Source organism: Micromonospora sp. DT46 (genome assembly GCF_049841735.1).
Taxonomy (GTDB): Bacteria; Actinomycetota; Actinomycetes; order Mycobacteriales; family Micromonosporaceae; genus Micromonospora; species Micromonospora reichwaldensis.
This window is the reverse complement of the sequence record NZ_JBNCKW010000005.1, coordinates 39113-54120: the sequence shown is the minus strand read 5'-3', so window position 1 is coordinate 54120 and position 15008 is coordinate 39113. Positions and strand designations below refer to the sequence as shown.

Genomic DNA, 15008 nt, shown 5'->3' with positions numbered 1-15008 from the left:
CCCTTTTGGCGGGATAAGTCCGGACAAGACCGGGCATTCCGCCTGTGGTTCTCCTTAAACCTGCGGGTAATTGGCATCACAAAAGGTTCATGGTTCTCGCCCGCCCGGGTGCAAGTCTGCTTACGCTTCCCGACATGGCAGATGGTTCCGATACGACGCTGACGGCCGAGCAGACCCCCGGGCAGGCCCCGCAGGGCCTGGTCGCGGGCATCAAGTCGTTCGCCGCCGGTCACGGCGGGGCGAAGGCGGTCATCGAGTACGTCGGCAAGCGTGGCGCGCGCATCGTCCTCGTGGGCGAGGACGGGGTGTGGGGCGACCAGTTCGCCGACGACACCGTCGTGGCGCGGCAGGCCTGCGCGAAGGCGGGAGTCACCGTCGAGAACGCCTGGGAGCGTGAACTGATGGACCAGATGCGTCCGAGCAACGACCTCTGGCGGTCGATGGCCCGGCGCACGATGGCCCGTTGACATAAACAACTTGACCGATCAACACCAGCCGACCCGGGGGAAACCCCGGGTCGCTCTCGTCACCTGTGCCGACCTGCCCGACCTCGACCCCGACGACCGGCTGCTGCTAGACCCGCTGGCGCGCCGCGGCGTGACCGCCGAGGCGGTGGACTGGGCCGAACCGGCCGCCGACTGGACCGCGTACGACCTGGCGGTGCTCCGGTCGCCGTGGGACTACGCGCTGCGCCGCGACGAGTTCGTCGCCTGGGCGTCGCGGGTGCCCGCCCTGGCCAACCCGGCCGACGTGGTGCGATGGAACACCGACAAGCGGTACCTGGCCGAGCTGTCGGCGGCCGGGGTGCGCACTGTGCCGACGTCCTGGGTCGCGCCGGGGGAGGACTGGCGACCACCCGCCGCCCACGGCGAGTACGTCGTCAAGCCGGCCGTCAGCGCGGGCAGCCAGGACACCGGCCGCTACGACCTGGCCGATCCGCACCACCGGGAACTGGCCGTGGCGCACGTGCGGCGGCTGTCGGACGCCGGGCGGCTGACCATGGTGCAGCCGTACCTCGACGCGGTCGACACGGCCGGCGAGACGGCGCTGCTCTTCCTGGCCGGGCCGGACGGCCCGACGTTCAGCCACGCCATCCGCAAGGGCCCGATGCTGACCGGCCCGGACCTCGGCGCCGACGCGCTGTACCGGCCCGAGGAGATCACCGCCCGCACCGCCACCCCGGAGCAGTTGGCGGTGGCGGAGCGGGCCCTCGCGGCGGTGCCCGGCGGGCCGGGACGGCTGCTCTACGCCCGGGTGGACCTCATCCCGGGCCCGGACGGCGTGCCGGTCCTGGTGGAGCTGGAACTCACCGAGCCGTCGCTGTTCCTCGGCCACGCCGACGGCGCCGCCGACCGCCTGGCCGACGCGATCCTCACCCACCTGGGCCGCGCCGCCGGCTGACCGTCGGGGCGGGTGGGGGAGCGCTCAGGTGCACAGCCGGCTGGGCCGGGCGCGGTCAGGCGGCGACGGGGACGGCCCAGTCGGCGTCGTCCGGGGCCGGGGCCGGCCCGACCGGGCGGCGCTCGCGGGTGGACCACTGCACCGAGAGGGTGGCCAGCAGCACCAGGCAGGAACCCAGCATGTGCGCGCCCACCAGCAGCGCCGGCAGGTTGGTGAAGTACTGCACGAACCCGATGAGGCCCTGGCCCAGCTCGACTGCGACGAGCACCAGCGCGGCCCGCGCGGCCCGCTGCGCGCCGACCGCGCGGAAGGCGAAGACCAGCGCCACGGACAGGCCGATCAGCAGGAAGACGCTGTCGGCGTGCACCTGGGAGATCGTCTCCGGGTCGAGCCCGTTGCGGGCGGCGCCGTGGTCGCCCGCGTGCGGGCCGCTGCCGGTCACCCAGGTGCCGATCACCAGCACCGCCGCGCTGACCACGGTGGTGATCGCGGTGAGGGTCCGCAGCGGGGCGGGCACGACGGCCTCCGCCGGGCCCACCGGGTCCTTGATCCGCCGCCACAGCGCGTACGCGGCCGCGATCACCAGCATCGAGGCGAGGAAGTGCAGGCCGACCACCCACGGGTTGAGGTCGGTGAGCACGGTGATCCCGCCGATGACCGCCTGTGCGGGGATGCCGAGGAGCACGGCGACCGCGAGCGGGACCAGGTCCCGGCGCCGGGGGAGGTGCAGCAGCACGGCCAGCAGGACCGCCAGCGCGATGAAGCCGACGGCGAAGGTGAGCAGGCGGTTGCCGAACTCGATCACTCCGTAGATGCCCATCTCCGGTGTCGTCACGTACGACTCCTCGGTGCACCGGGGCCAGGTGGGGCAGCCGAGGCCGGACCCGGTGAGCCGGACGGCCCCGCCGGTGACGACGATGCCCACGTTCGCGATGATCGAGGCGAGCGCGAGACGGCGCAGCAGGGCGGTGGAGACCGGGAACCGGACGGATTGCTTCACGGCGCAAATCCTACGCACCGTAGTGGAGCCCGATCGGGTGACTCCGTCCGTGCGGTGGTTCGGATCACCGCGACCCGGGTTTGCGGGCCCCGGACGAATTACGTAACGTTGGCGTTGTGAAAAACGCGGCGGCGCTCTCCGGGCACCAGCCGGCGGTCGTCCCGGCCGCCGGTCAGTCCGCGTCCGTCGCGGATCTCTCCACCCGTGACCGGGTCACCCAGCTGCTGCTGGAGCGGGGCGCGACCACCGCCGCGCAGCTCGGCTCGGCGCTCGGGCTCAGCCCGGCCGCGATCCGCCGGCACCTCGACGCGATGCTCGCCGACGGCGACGTGCTCGCCCGCGAGCAGACCGTCCGGGGCCACCGCGGCCGGGGCCGGCCGGCGAAGGTGTTCGTGCTGACCGACGCGGCCCGGGTCCGCTGCGGCACCCACCACTACGACAACATGGCCACCGCCGCGCTGCGCTGGATCGCCCGCAACGGCGGCGCCGCGGCGGTCGAGGCGTTCGCCACCGACCAGGTCGCCGCGCTGGAGACCCGCTGCCGGGCCGCCATGGAGGACGCCGGCGACGACCCGCTCGCGCGGGCCGAGGCACTCGCCGGAGCGTTGACCGCCGAGGGTTACGCTGCGAACGCGTCCACGATCGCCACCGGCGGCCAGCTCTGTCAGCACCACTGCCCGGTGGCGCACGTGGCCGCCGAGTTTCCCCAGCTGTGCGAGGCCGAGACCGCGGTGATCTCCCGCCTGGTCGGCACCCACGTGCAGCGCCTGGCCACCATCGCGCACGGCGACGGAGTGTGCACCACGCACATTCCCGCCCAGCCGGGGCGTGCCCGTTCCGGTAAGACCGTCACCACTGTGAGGACAGATAGATGACCGAGCAGATCGTCCAGCCCCTGACGCAGGAAGAGCAGCTCGCCGCCCTGGGGCGCTACGAGTACGGCTGGGCCGACCCCGACGTCGCCGGGGCGGTCGCCCAGCGCGGCCTCAACGAGGCGGTGGTGCGGGACATCTCGGCCAAGAAGAACGAGCCGGCCTGGATGCTCGACCTGCGGCTCAAGGGCCTGCGGCTGTTCGGCCGCAAGCCGATGCCGGCCTGGGGCGCCGACCTCACCGGGATCGACTTCGACAACATCAAGTACTTCGTGCGGTCCACGGAGAAGCAGGCCACCAGCTGGGAGGACCTGCCCGAGGACATCAAGAACACCTACGACCGGCTGGGCATCCCCGAGGCGGAGAAGCAGCGGCTGGTCGCCGGCGTCGCGGCGCAGTACGAGTCCGAGGTCGTCTACCACAAGATCCGCGAGGACCTCGAGGAGCAGGGTGTCGTCTTCCTGGACACCGACACCGCCCTGCGCGAGCACGAGGACGTCTTCAAGGAGTACTTCGGCACGGTGATCCCGGTCGGCGACAACAAGTTCGCCGCGCTGAACACCTCCGTGTGGTCCGGCGGCTCGTTCATCTACGTGCCGAAGGGCGTGCACGTGGAGATCCCGCTGCAGGCCTACTTCCGGATCAACACGGAGAACATGGGCCAGTTCGAGCGGACGCTGATCATCGTCGACGAGGGCGCGTACGTGCACTACGTCGAGGGCTGCACCGCGCCGCTCTACTCCTCCGACTCGCTGCACAGCGCGGTCGTGGAGATCATCGTCAAGAAGAACGCCCGGTGCCGCTACACGACCATCCAGAACTGGTCGAACAACGTCTACAACCTGGTCACCAAGCGTGCCGTGTGCCACGAGGGCGCGACCATGGAGTGGGTCGACGGCAACATCGGCTCCAAGGTCACCATGAAGTACCCGGCGGTCTACATGACCGGCGAGCACGCCAAGGGCGAGGTGCTCTCGGTGGCGATGGCCGGCGAGGGGCAGCACCAGGACGCGGGCGCCAAGATGGTGCACGCCGCGCCGCACACCTCCTCCACGATCGTCTCCAAGTCGATCGCCCGGGGCGGCGGCCGGACGTCCTACCGGGGCCTGGTCCAGGTGCTGGAGGGCTCGCACAGCAGCCGGAGCACGGTCAAGTGCGACGCGCTGCTGGTCGACACCATCTCCCGCTCGGACACCTACCCGTACGTCGACATCCGCGAGGACGACGTGTCGATGGGGCACGAGGCGACCGTCTCCAAGATCAGCGACGACCAGCTCTTCTACCTGATGAGCCGGGGCCTGAGCGAGGACGAGGCGATGGCGATGATCGTTCGTGGGTTCATCGAGCCGATCGCCAAGGAGCTCCCGATGGAGTACGCCCTGGAACTCAACCGCCTGATCGAGCTCCAGATGGAGGGCGCGGTCGGCTGACGCGCCCCGACCCGCTGCGGGCCGCGCGAACGCCAGCCCGCTGCGGGGGCCGGTGGACGCCGACCCGTCCGACCGGGCCGCGCGAACACCGACCGACCTCCGACCAATGACACCGTCGTCGTAGAACAGACCAAGGAAGAGATGACTACCCAGGCTTCCGCGCCGCCCAGCACCAAGTCGCAGGCGCTCCGCTCGTACGACGTCGCCGACTTCCCGGCCCTGACCGGCCTGGAGGAGGAGTGGCGCTTCACCCCGCTCAAGCGGCTGCGCGGGCTGGTCGGCGCGTCGCCGGCCGCCACCGGCGCGGTCCGCCACGAGCACGGCGACCTGCCCGAGGGTGTCACCGTCGGGCGGATCGGCTCCGACGACCCGCGGGTGGGCAGCGTGCTCACCCCGGTCGACCGGGTCAGCGCGCTGGCCTACGGCGGGGCCGACCAGGCGCTGCTGGTCCAGGTCGCCCGCGACGCCGTGGTGGCCGAGCCGGTGAGCCTGCGGGTGGTCGGCGAGGGCGTCGAGGGCCTGGCCTTCGGGCACACCTTCGTCGAGGTGGGCCGGTTCGCCGAGGTGACCCTGGTGGTGGAGCACGTCGGCTCGGCCACGCTGGCCGACAACGTCGAGGTGTCCGTGGCCGACGGGGCGAAGCTGACCCTGGTCACCGTCGCGGACTGGGCCGACGACGCCGTCCAGGCCCAGCACCTGAAGGTCCGGCTGGGCCGCGACGCGAAGGTGGTGCACGTCCAGGTCTCCCTCGGCGGCGACCTGGTCCGGCAGTACACCTCGGTGGAATACACCGACCGGGGCGGCGAGGCCGAGCTGTACGGCCTCTACTTCGCCGACTCGGGGCAGCACCTGGAGCACCGCCAGCTGGTCGACCACACCGTGCCCGACTGCCGCAGCTACGTCGGCTACCGGGGCGCCCTGCAGGGCGAGAGCGCGCGCACCGTCTGGGTGGGCGACGTGCTGATCGGTGCCGAGGCGACCGGCACCGACACGTACGAGATCAACCGGAACCTGCTGCTGACCGACGGCGCGCGGGCGGACTCCGTACCCAATCTGGAGATCGAGACCGGCGAGATCGCCGGCGCCGGGCACGCGAGCGCGACCGGCCGCTTCGACGACGAGCAGCTGTTCTACCTGATGGCCCGGGGCATCCCGGAAGCCGAGGCGCGGCGCCTGGTGGTCCGCGGCTTCTTCGCCGAGCTGATCAACAAGATCCCGGTCGAGTCGCTGCGGGAGCGCCTGGGCGACGCCATCGAGGCCCGGCTCACCAAGGCCGGCGCCTGATGATCCGCCTCTGCGCCACCGAGGACGTGCCGAAGGGCACCGTGGTCAGCGCGGACGTCGACGGCACCCCGATCGCGCTGGTGCACGGCGAGGACGGCGTCTTCTACGCCGCCTACGACGAGTGCTCGCACGCCGCGGTCGCCCTCTCCGAGGGGGAGGTCGAGGGATGCACGCTGGAATGCTGGCTGCACGGATCCCGTTTCGACCTGAGGACCGGCGAGCCGACCGGGCTGCCCGCCACCGAACCCGTTCCCGTCTATCCCGTCGAAGTCCGAGACGGCGACATCTACGTCAGTCTCACGCCGAGCAATGGAGTGACCCGATAATGAGCACCCTGGAGATCCGCGACCTGAAGGTGTCGGTCAAGCTGCCCGAGGGTGAGCTCAAGCCGATCCTGGCCGGTGTCGACCTGACCGTCCGCTCGGGTGAGACCCACGCGATCATGGGCCCGAACGGCTCCGGCAAGTCCACCCTGGCCTACTCGATCGCCGGCCACCCCAAGTACGAGATCACCGGCGGCTCGGTGACCCTCGACGGCGAGGACGTGCTGGCCCTGTCCGTGGACGAGCGCGCCCGCGCCGGCCTCTTCCTGGCCATGCAGTACCCGGTCGAGGTCCCCGGCGTCTCGGTGGCGAACTTCCTGCGTACCGCCAAGACCGCCATCGACGGCCAGGCGCCCAAGCTGCGCACCTGGGGTGGCGAGCTGCGCGGGGCCATGGAGCGCCTCCAGATGGACCCGGCCTTCGCCCAGCGCAACGTCAACGAGGGCTTCTCCGGCGGCGAGAAGAAGCGGCACGAGATCGTGCAGCTGGAGCTGCTCAAGCCGAAGATCGCGATCCTCGACGAGACCGACTCCGGCCTCGACGTGGACGCGCTGCGCGTGGTCAGCGAGGGCGTCAACCGGGTCCGCGACAACGGCGACACCGGGATGCTGCTGATCACCCACTACACCCGGATCCTGCGCTACATCAAGCCGGACTTCGTGCACGTCTTCGTCGCCGGCCGGATCGTCGAGCAGGGTGGCCCGGAGCTGGCCGACAAGCTCGAGGAAGAGGGCTACGAGCGCTACGTCGCCGGGGCCGGCGCGGCGCGGGCCTGAGTCCTCTCGGAAGAATGGGTGGGCCGGTCGACATGACTTCCATCGCGATCCCGTCGGGGATGCCGCAGTACGACGACGTGCCGCGTTACGACGTGGCGAAGGTGCGCGCCGACTTCCCGATCCTCGACCGGGAGGTCAACGGGCACCGGCTGGTCTACCTCGACAGCGCCAACACCTCGCACAAGCCGCGGCAGGTGCTCGACGTGCTCGGCGAGCACTACGCGATGCACAACGCCAACGTGTCCCGCTCGGTGCACACCCTGGGCACCGAGGCCACCGAGGCGTACGAGGGCGCGCGGGCGAAGATCGCCGCGTTCATCAACGCGCCGAGCGTGGACGAGGTGGTGTTCACCAAGAACTCCACCGAGGCGATCAACATCGTGGCGTACGCGTTCTCCAACGCGTCGCTGCGGCCCGACGCCGACCCCCGCTTCCGGCTCGGCCCCGGCGACGAGGTGGTGATCTCCGAGATGGAGCACCACTCGAACATCGTGCCGTGGCAGCTGCTCTGCGAGCGCACCGGCGCGACCCTGCGCTGGTTCCCGGTCACCGACCAGGGGCGGCTGGACGAGGCGGGGCTGGAGGACCTGGTCACCGAGCGGACGAAGATCGTCTCACTGGTGCACACGTCCAACATCCTCGGCACGGTCAACGCCACCTCGCGGATCACCGCGCGGGTCCGCGAGGTGGGCGCGCTGCTGCTGCTCGACTGCTCCCAGTCGGTGCCGCACATGCCGATGGACGTGGTCGACTACGACGCGGACTTCATCGTCTTCACCGGGCACAAGATGTGCGGCCCGACCGGCATCGGCGTGCTCTGGGGCCGGACCGAGCTGCTGGCGGCGATGCCGCCGGTGCTGGGCGGCGGGTCGATGATCGAGACGGTCACCATGGCCCGGTCGACGTTCGCCGCGCCGCCGGCCCGGTTCGAGGCGGGCACCCCGCCGATCGCCGAGGCGGTCGCGCTCGGCGCGGCCGTCGACTACCTCGCCGGCATCGGGATGCGGGCCATCCAGTGGCACGAGAAGGAGCTGACGGCGTACGCGCTGGACGCCCTCGCCACGGTGCCCGGCCTGCGGATCTTCGGGCCGGCCGTGCCGGTGGGCCGGGGCGGCACCATCTCGTTCGCCCTCGGCGACATCCACCCGCACGACGTCGGGCAGGTGCTCGACTCCCTCGGCGTGCAGGTGCGCGTCGGCCACCACTGCGCCAAGCCGGTGTGCAGCCGGTTCGGCGTGCCGGCCATGACGCGGGCCTCGTTCTACCTCTACACCACCACCGGGGAGATCGACGCCCTGGTGGCGGGCCTGGAGAAGGTGCGGAAGGTGTTCGAGTGAGCGGCGACGCGGGAGCCCGCGGATCGACGGGAGTTCACCCTGATGCAGCTTGAATCTCTTTACCAGGAGATCATCCTGGACCACTACAAGCACCCGCACGGTCGCGGCCTGCGCGACCCGGACGCCACGGGCGCCCGGGTCGCCGAGGCGCACCACGTCAACCCGACCTGCGGTGACGAGGTCACCGTGCGGGTGGCGACCGACGGCGACGTGCTGCACGACGTCTCGTACGACGGCATGGGCTGTTCCATCAGCCAGGCGTCGGCGAGCGTGCTGCACGAGCTGCTGGTCGGCCGGGACGCGGGCGACGCGTTCCGGGTGCACGAGGCGTTCGTCGAGTTGATGTCCGGCCGTGGCCAGGTCACGCCGGACGAGGACGTGCTCGGTGACGGGGTCGCGTTCGCGGGCGTCGCCCGCTACCCCGCCCGGGTCAAGTGCGCGCTGTTGCCGTGGATGGCGTTCAAGGACGCCGCGGCACGCGCCGGTGTGGGCGTGAGCCCGACGGAGGTTGAGGCATGAGCAGCGAGGACACCGCCACCGCGGCGACCCCGGCGACCGAGGGCGCGGCCGTGCCGGCCACGGACGCCGCCGCACCGGCCACGGACGGGGCGCCGGCCGCCGCGTCGGCGGCCAAGGGCAAGGCCGCCGTCGCCGACGTCGAGGAGGCGATGAAGGACGTCGTCGACCCCGAGCTGGGCATCAACGTGGTCGACCTCGGCCTGGTGTACGGCGTGCACGTCGGCGACGACAACGTCGCCACCCTGGACATGACGCTGACCTCGGCGGCGTGCCCGCTGACCGACGTGATCGAGGACCAGGCCCGGCAGGCGCTGACCACGGGACCGGGCGGCGGCCTGGTCGACGACATCCGGATCAACTGGGTGTGGCTCCCGCCGTGGGGGCCGGACAAGATCACCGACGAGGGGCGCGACCAGCTCCGCTCCCTCGGCTTCAACGTCTGACACGTTTCTCGTCGAGCGCGTCGCCCCTCCGGGGGCGGCGCGCTCGCCGTTGTCTCGGCAGCGATCACCCTGAATCGCCCTGGTCTCGTGACGTGGCTCCGGCTGGGCTTCCTGGCGCATCTCACGTTCCAAGACGCGCCTGGACTCCACATTTCGCGAAGGTGGCTCGTCAGCCCAGCCGGACGAAGGCGTCTGCCCAGGACGTGTGGTTGAAGCCGTTTCCGGAGTCAGCGGCACGCACGACCAGCCGTAGCAGCCGGGCCTCCCGAACGTCGACGTCCACCGGTTCGGGTCCGGTGGACGCCCGCAGCACGCCGCTGGTGTGGACGAGCCGGTCGTCGGCCCATACCTCGGCGATCGTGTTGCCCCGCGAGCTCTGCCGGGCGCTGAAGTCGTCGATCCCCACCACCGAGGTGAACCGGGCCACCCGGCCTCCGAGGTGGTAGGTGACTTCGGAGTGGGAGTGGACACCGAGGCCCTTGGCGTAGGCGGTGCCACCGAGGGAGATCGGTGGGCCGTCCCCGGCGGCCTGCCTGCCGTTACTGGTGTCCAGTTCCACCGGGCCCCAGCCGTTGACCGCGGTGAGCCAGGGCAGATCGCTCAGGTACGAGTCGGTGGCCGGCGGAGGCGGCGGCGGGGTGAAGCGGCGCTCGGCGCGGAAGGTGAGGGGCGCGTCGCGGGCGACGGCGTAACCCGACACGGTCAGCGGCCACTCCTTCGCCGTGGTCTCCCCGGGCACCCGGACCCGCCAGGTGGTGCTCACCCGGGCGCCGGGGGAGAGGCGTCCGAGCCCCCGGCTGGTCGCCGGCTCGACGGTCCACCCCCGAGGGGCGGAGAGCACCAGCCGAGCGCCGGTCCAGGCCACCGCCGAGCCGTTCGCGAGGGTGGCGGTGAGCTCGTAGGTGACGCCGGGAAGCAGCAGGTCCGGGGTGTCGAGTTCGACGCCATAGCCTTCGCGCGTGACCTCGTCGATCCAGGACTGCCGCAGGAGGCCCACCAGTCGGTTCGCGACCTCGGGGTGGGTGGCTGCCAGGTCGGTCGTCTCACCGAGGTCGCGGGCAAGGTCGTAGAGTTCGACCTGCCACTGCTCGTCCGGGACGGTCCGATCCTTGCCCGGCGCCCAACGGATCGCCTTCCAGTTGCCTTCGCGTACCGCCTCCGCTGCCCGCTGCAGGCGGCCGGCATCGACTTCGCGGGCCCGCCTGGTGTTGCCGTTGTCGAGCCGCCAGAAGTAGAGGTACGGCTGCGCGGGGGCCGCAGTCGGACGCGGCTCGAGCAGAGAGCTGAACGACCAGCCGTCGATGTCGCGCGGTCCGGGGACGCCGGCCAGGTCGGCCAGCGTGGGGAGCAGGTCGGTCTGCTGGGTGAGCCGGTCGGTCACGCCGGGCCGGATCCGGCCCGGGGCCCAGGCTATCAGCGGGATCCGGACACCGCCCTCGTACAGGTTGCGCTTGTAACCGGTGAGGGGGCCGTTCGCGTCGAACCGGTCCGGGTCGAAGCCACCCTCCTCGTGCGGACCGTTGTCGCTGGTCACCAGGACCACCGTGGACCCGAGCAGTCCCTGCGCGGCGAGCTCGTCGACCAGTTCACCGACGTACGTGTCGATCCGGGTGACCTGGGCCGCGTGGCCCCGGTCCGCCGAGGGCCAGTCCTCGTCGGCGTACGGCTCCTGGCTGGGGACGTCGCTCGGGGCGTGGGGAAGGTTCGGGGTGACCACGAGCAGGAACGGCTCGGAGCGGTGGGTCCGGATGAAGTCGAGAGCCCGGTCGTGGAAGAGGTCGGGGGCGAAGGTGGTCTTGTCGGACCCGGCGTTCTCGGGCAGTTCGAACCGCTCTCCGTTCCGCCACAGGTACGACGGGTAGTAGTCGTGGGCGTGGCCGTGCGTGAGGTAGCCCAGGAACTCGTCGAACCCGCGGGCATTGGGGTGGCTTGGCTGGTCGCCGCGCTCGGGACCGAAGCCCCACTTGCCGAACAGTCCCGTGTGGTAACCCCGGGCGCGCAGCACCTCGGCGAACGTGGTGTCGCCGTCGGAGAAGGCGATTGAGTCGGGGTCGCCCCCAGGGTTGTTGCGCACCGCCCCGTGGCCCGCGTGCAGGCCGGTGAGCAGTGCCGAGCGTGAGGGCGCGCAGACGGCCGCGGCGGAATACGCGTCGGTGAAGCGCAGCCCTTCGGCGGCGAGCCGGTCCAGGCGCGGCGTCGCGATGGTGCGCTGCCCGTACGCGCCGAGCTCGCCGTATCCGAGGTCGTCGGCGAGCACGAGCACGATGTTCGGCCGGGGCCGCCCTGTGGTCTTCGGCTCGGCTGTTGCGGTGGACGGGAGCGCTGCGACTCCGAGACCGGCGGCGGTGCCGGCGAGGAGCTGACGACGAGTGATCAAGGAATGGCCTCCGATGCAGAGGAAGCGGCAGGAAGAGACAGCGCTCGCCGTGAGAGCGAGCGTGGACGTGGTGTTGAATGCCGGCGGGATGACGCGAGGGCGCCTCCGAGCAGGTGGGTCGCCCGGATGGACGTTCAGGCGCAGCGGAAGCCGATGTTGGAGGCTGCGGAGTCAGGGGTGTTCCCGGAGCGGGCCGCGACCCGGTAGCGGTAGCAGTAGGAGTCGTGGCACAGGAACGATCCGCCGCGCATCACGCGCCGGCCTGAGACGTCCGGGTTCGCTGGCCCGCGAGGGTCGACGACACCGGTGCCGGCGCGCCGTGCGTAGGTGTCGGTGGCGAACCAGTCCTCGCACCACTCCCACACGTTCCCGACCATGTTGAACAGGCCATGGCCGTTCGGGGCGTACTGCTTGACAGGTGCGGTGCCGATGAAGCCGTCGTCGGTGGTGTTGAGGCGGGGGAACTCGCCCTGCCAGATGTTGCAGTTCCACCGGCCGCGCGGGAGCAGATCGTTGCCCCAGGGGAACCGTGCCCGGTCGAGGCCGCCACGGGCGGCGTACTCCCACTCGGCCTCGGTGGGCAGGCGCTTGCCCGCCCACGCGGCGTACGCGCGGGCATCGTTCCAGGTCACCTGGACCACAGGGTGGTTCTGGAGGTCCGCGATCGAGGAGGCCGGCCCGTAGGGGCGACGCCAGTCGGCGCCGCGGACCACGAGCCACCAGGGGGTACCGGTGGCGGCCCCGACGACGTCGCTACGTTCAGCCTTCACCTGGAGATGGAAGACGGCGGAGACGCCGAGCACCTCGGCCTCGGTGACATAGCCGGTGGCCTTGACGAAGGTCGCGAAGGCTGCGTTGGTGACCGTCGTGGCATCGATGGTGAAGGCTCCGACGGTGACCTCGTGCACCGGACCTTCCCCGTCGCCCGGGTAGCCCTCACCGAATGCGTCGCCCATGGCGAAGCTTCCGCCGGGCAGGCTGACCTGGCCGCGCGTGGAGCGCGACCGGCCAGCCTCCCAGTCGACGGGGTCGGGCTGCCGCGGCCGGCGGCCGACCTGCAGCAGCCCGCCGGTCGCCGCGGTCTGCTGCGGGCCGCCGGGTGCACAACAGCTCGGCGTGGTGGACCCGGCGGTACGGTGGTGATGGTCGGAGGTCATCGGTCGGTGACCGCCGTGGGCAGCAACGCCGGCACCTCGTCTCCCGGCTGGAACGTCAGCCGCGTCGGCTCGTCGTAGTGGGTGATCTTCCCGTTGGAGTACGCCGTGCCCCGGAAGGTGACGGTGATCGGGGCCTTGCCCTCGCGCAGCGTGGCCAGCGGCGCGTCGACGTCGTCGAGCCAGCGGATCAGCCGGCTGCCGAGCCGCTTGGTGACATCGGGGTACGCTGCGGCCAGGTTGGTGGTCTCACCGATGTCGCTGTCCAGGTTGTAGAGCTCCCAGTCCTGGGTCTCGTAGCGGTAGCTGAGCTTCCACGGCCCCGACCGGATCGCCGTCTCGGGGCGCTGGTCCCGCGCGCCCGCGATCAGGTACCCAGGCAGGTGCCAGAAGAGGTGGCGCGTGCCGAGCTCGGCGCTTTCGTTGCGCCAGATTCCGCTCAGGTCCACACCGTCGGGGCGCAGGCCCTTGGGCAGCTTCGCACCGGCCAGCGATGCGAACGTCGGCAGGTAGTCGACCGCGTGGATCGGTGTCGAGTCGACCACGCCACCGTCGACCAGGCGCTCGTTCCCGCTCCACACGATGGCCGGAACCCGCAACCCTCCCTCCCGCAGTTCGCCCTTGTAGCCGCTGAGCCAGCCGTTGTCGGCGTCCGCGGTCCCACCGTTGTCGGAGGTGAAGACCACGATGGTGTTGTCCGCCAACGGGTGCCCGGGGTTGCGGGGATCCGGGGTGGTCTCGAGGTGGTGCACGATGCGGGCCAGCCCCTGGTCGAGGCCTTCCAGCAGCGCCGAGTACGACGCATTAGCCGGGTGACCGGGAACAGCCGGCTTGGCCTGGTACTTCGCAAGCAGGTCGGCGCGTGGCTGCTTGACGCCGATCGGGGTGTGCACCGCGTAGTTGCTGATCCAGGTGAAGAACGGCTCGTCCGCGTGGCGGTCGATGAAGTCGACGGTCGCGTCCGCCACCGCGTCGGTCACGTGCTTGTCGGTGCCGACGAGGGCGTCCAGGGCCGTGTCGTCCGCGCCGTGGGAGTAGGGCTTGATGTTCTCGTCGACGTACTTCTGGGTGTAGTCGGCCGCGAACCTGTCCAACGCCGGGCCGATGCTGTTGTTGAACGTCCCGTCGATGGCGTGGTACTGGCTGGCGTGTCCCGAGTTCGAGCCGCCCAGGTTCTCCTCGAACCCGAAGTCGGCCGTGATCTGGTCGGCGCTCCTGGTCACGTGGAACTTGCCGACGTATCCGGTCGCGTAGCCGGCGTCACGCAGCGCCTCGCCGACGGTGTAGGCCTCACGCGGCAGCGCGTCGTCGCCGTCTGGGAGCCCCTGCGGTGCCCCGTCCAGTAGCGTGCCGTCCCCGCCGCGGTCCAGGTCGCCGACCAGGTAGAGATTGTTCGTCGGCCGGGGCGCGTAGAGCCCGGTGAGGAGAGCGGCTCGGGTCGGCACGCAGTTGGGACCGCCGTAGGCGTTGTCGAAGGCGACGCCCTCCGCGGCGAGGCGGTCGACCGTGGGGGTTTCGTTGTAGGTGTTGCCCGACCCCTTGTTCGTGAGGCCGGTGCTGAGATCGGCCCACCCCAGGTCGTCGGCCAGTACGAACACGATGTTCGGCTGCCCGGGGCCGGCATGAGTGGCTGCGGCGCCGAGCGGAGCAGCGGCGGTGCCGGTGGCAGCGAATGCAGTGCAGCCCAGGGCGGCGGTGGCGGCAACTGCGCCCAGTCTCATTGTCAACGGTGACATCAGGGGACGTCCTCTCAGTAGTTGGGTATGGGCTCGGATCTGACGAGTAACCGCACTTTCACGACCGCCGCGCAGAGCGGGACGCGCAGTCTCCGGCCATGCGTCGGCGCGGCGAGCGGCTGTTGGTCGGGCTTGCGGAAAACGCTGCCGTGTCGTCTTGAGTCGGCGACGCGGCGGTAGGCGAGAAGTCAGGGGACGCAGGCTCAGCGGCAGCAGCCGCAGGCGGCGGTCCAGCCACGGCAACATCCCCGCGACACTGCGACTGCGGTGCCGTCAAGCAGGGCTTCCCGACCAGTCATGGCGGTGACGCTAACCTACTTTGCCTACCTGACAAATAGGGATTCTACCTTCTGGGA

General features: G+C 71.1%; 14 protein-coding genes. 10 read left to right on the top strand and 4 right to left on the bottom strand.

From position 1 onward, the window contains the following. Nucleotides 1-134 precede the first annotated feature (134 nt). A complete protein-coding gene (locus ACLQ20_RS14545; protein ID WP_132240329.1) occupies nt 135-467 on the top strand; it encodes a hypothetical protein in 333 nt (110 codons plus the stop codon). Nucleotides 468-477: 10 nt separating this feature from the next. Then, complete coding sequence (locus ACLQ20_RS14540; RefSeq protein ID WP_425855973.1) at nt 478-1401, top strand: ATP-grasp domain-containing protein; 924 nt, start codon at nt 478-480, stop codon at nt 1399-1401. A gap of 55 nt (nt 1402-1456) precedes the next feature. On the opposite strand, the gene ACLQ20_RS14535 is transcribed toward ACLQ20_RS14540, so the two are convergent. Continuing rightward, nucleotides 1457-2419 carry a COX15/CtaA family protein gene (locus ACLQ20_RS14535; protein ID WP_192581298.1) on the bottom strand — a complete coding sequence of 321 codons (963 nt, stop codon included), beginning with the start codon at nt 2417-2419 and terminating at the stop codon, nt 1457-1459. Nucleotides 2420-2517: 98 nt separating this feature from the next. Here ACLQ20_RS14535 and ACLQ20_RS14530 point away from each other — a divergent pair, with 98 nt between their 5' ends. From ACLQ20_RS14530 to ACLQ20_RS14495, 8 genes are all read left to right on the top strand, one after another. Continuing rightward, the gene (locus tag ACLQ20_RS14530) at nt 2518-3276 is read left to right on the top strand and encodes a helix-turn-helix transcriptional regulator (protein ID WP_151453356.1); all 759 of its coding nucleotides are present in this window, start codon (nt 2518-2520) and stop codon (nt 3274-3276) included. Further along, complete coding sequence (sufB, locus tag ACLQ20_RS14525; protein ID WP_151453357.1) at nt 3273-4703, top strand: Fe-S cluster assembly protein SufB; 1431 nt, start codon at nt 3273-3275, stop codon at nt 4701-4703. The genes ACLQ20_RS14530 and sufB overlap by 4 nt, the downstream gene beginning before the upstream one ends. A 141-nt stretch (nt 4704-4844) precedes the next feature. Then, on the top strand, nt 4845-5987 hold the full coding sequence (gene sufD, locus ACLQ20_RS14520; protein ID WP_151453358.1) for a Fe-S cluster assembly protein SufD: 1143 nt from the start codon (nt 4845-4847) through the stop codon (nt 5985-5987). Continuing rightward, nucleotides 5987-6313 (top strand): non-heme iron oxygenase ferredoxin subunit, encoded by a 327-nt coding sequence (locus tag ACLQ20_RS14515; protein WP_151453359.1) that lies wholly within the window; start codon nt 5987-5989, stop codon nt 6311-6313. Before sufD ends, ACLQ20_RS14515 begins: the two co-directional genes overlap by 1 nt. Beyond that, on the top strand, nt 6313-7086 hold the full coding sequence (gene sufC / locus ACLQ20_RS14510) for a Fe-S cluster assembly ATPase SufC (protein ID WP_151453360.1): 774 nt from the start codon (nt 6313-6315) through the stop codon (nt 7084-7086). Before ACLQ20_RS14515 ends, sufC begins: the two co-directional genes overlap by 1 nt. A gap of 32 nt (nt 7087-7118) precedes the next feature. Further along, a complete protein-coding gene (locus ACLQ20_RS14505; RefSeq protein WP_425855969.1) occupies nt 7119-8423 on the top strand; it encodes a cysteine desulfurase in 1305 nt (434 codons plus the stop codon). A gap of 42 nt (nt 8424-8465) precedes the next feature. Further along, nucleotides 8466-8942, top strand: coding sequence for a Fe-S cluster assembly sulfur transfer protein SufU (gene sufU, locus ACLQ20_RS14500; protein ID WP_151453362.1), 477 nt, complete (start codon nt 8466-8468; stop codon nt 8940-8942). Then, a complete protein-coding gene (locus ACLQ20_RS14495; protein WP_425855967.1) occupies nt 8939-9385 on the top strand; it encodes a metal-sulfur cluster assembly factor in 447 nt (148 codons plus the stop codon). The genes sufU and ACLQ20_RS14495 overlap by 4 nt, the downstream gene beginning before the upstream one ends. A gap of 169 nt (nt 9386-9554) precedes the next feature. Here ACLQ20_RS14495 and ACLQ20_RS14490 read toward each other — a convergent pair whose 3' ends face one another. The 3 genes from ACLQ20_RS14490 to ACLQ20_RS14480 form a co-directional block, all read right to left on the bottom strand. Continuing rightward, entirely contained in the window at nt 9555-11648 is a 2094-nt protein-coding gene (locus ACLQ20_RS14490; RefSeq protein WP_425856410.1) for a sulfatase-like hydrolase/transferase, read from the bottom strand. Between the two features lie 248 nt (nt 11649-11896). Continuing rightward, nucleotides 11897-12919, bottom strand: a complete 1023-nt coding sequence (locus tag ACLQ20_RS14485; protein WP_151453365.1) for a formylglycine-generating enzyme family protein — start codon at nt 12917-12919, stop codon at nt 11897-11899. After that, a complete protein-coding gene (locus ACLQ20_RS14480) occupies nt 12916-14637 on the bottom strand; it encodes a sulfatase (RefSeq protein WP_425855965.1) in 1722 nt (573 codons plus the stop codon). The genes ACLQ20_RS14485 and ACLQ20_RS14480 overlap by 4 nt, the downstream gene beginning before the upstream one ends. Nucleotides 14638-15008 lie beyond the last annotated feature (371 nt).

What these genes read in the sequence shown, in the direction of transcription:
- ACLQ20_RS14495 (WP_425855967.1), top strand. Translation starts at nt 8,939, where the DNA reads ATGAGCAGCGAGGACACCGCCACCGCGGCGACCCCGGCGACCGAGGGC.
- ACLQ20_RS14545 (WP_132240329.1), top strand. Translation starts at nt 135, where the DNA reads ATGGCAGATGGTTCCGATACGACGCTGACGGCCGAGCAGACCCCCGGG.
- ACLQ20_RS14485 (WP_151453365.1), bottom strand. Translation starts at nt 12,919, where the DNA reads ATGACCTCCGACCATCACCACCGTACCGCCGGGTCCACCACGCCGAGC.
- sufD (WP_151453358.1), top strand. Translation starts at nt 4,845, where the DNA reads ATGACTACCCAGGCTTCCGCGCCGCCCAGCACCAAGTCGCAGGCGCTC.
- sufB (WP_151453357.1), top strand. Translation starts at nt 3,273, where the DNA reads ATGACCGAGCAGATCGTCCAGCCCCTGACGCAGGAAGAGCAGCTCGCC.
- ACLQ20_RS14480 (WP_425855965.1), bottom strand. Translation starts at nt 14,637, where the DNA reads ATGAGACTGGGCGCAGTTGCCGCCACCGCCGCCCTGGGCTGCACTGCA.
- ACLQ20_RS14515 (WP_151453359.1), top strand. Translation starts at nt 5,987, where the DNA reads ATGATCCGCCTCTGCGCCACCGAGGACGTGCCGAAGGGCACCGTGGTC.
- sufC (WP_151453360.1), top strand. Translation starts at nt 6,313, where the DNA reads ATGAGCACCCTGGAGATCCGCGACCTGAAGGTGTCGGTCAAGCTGCCC.
- sufU (WP_151453362.1), top strand. Translation starts at nt 8,466, where the DNA reads ATGCAGCTTGAATCTCTTTACCAGGAGATCATCCTGGACCACTACAAG.
- ACLQ20_RS14505 (WP_425855969.1), top strand. Translation starts at nt 7,119, where the DNA reads ATGACTTCCATCGCGATCCCGTCGGGGATGCCGCAGTACGACGACGTG.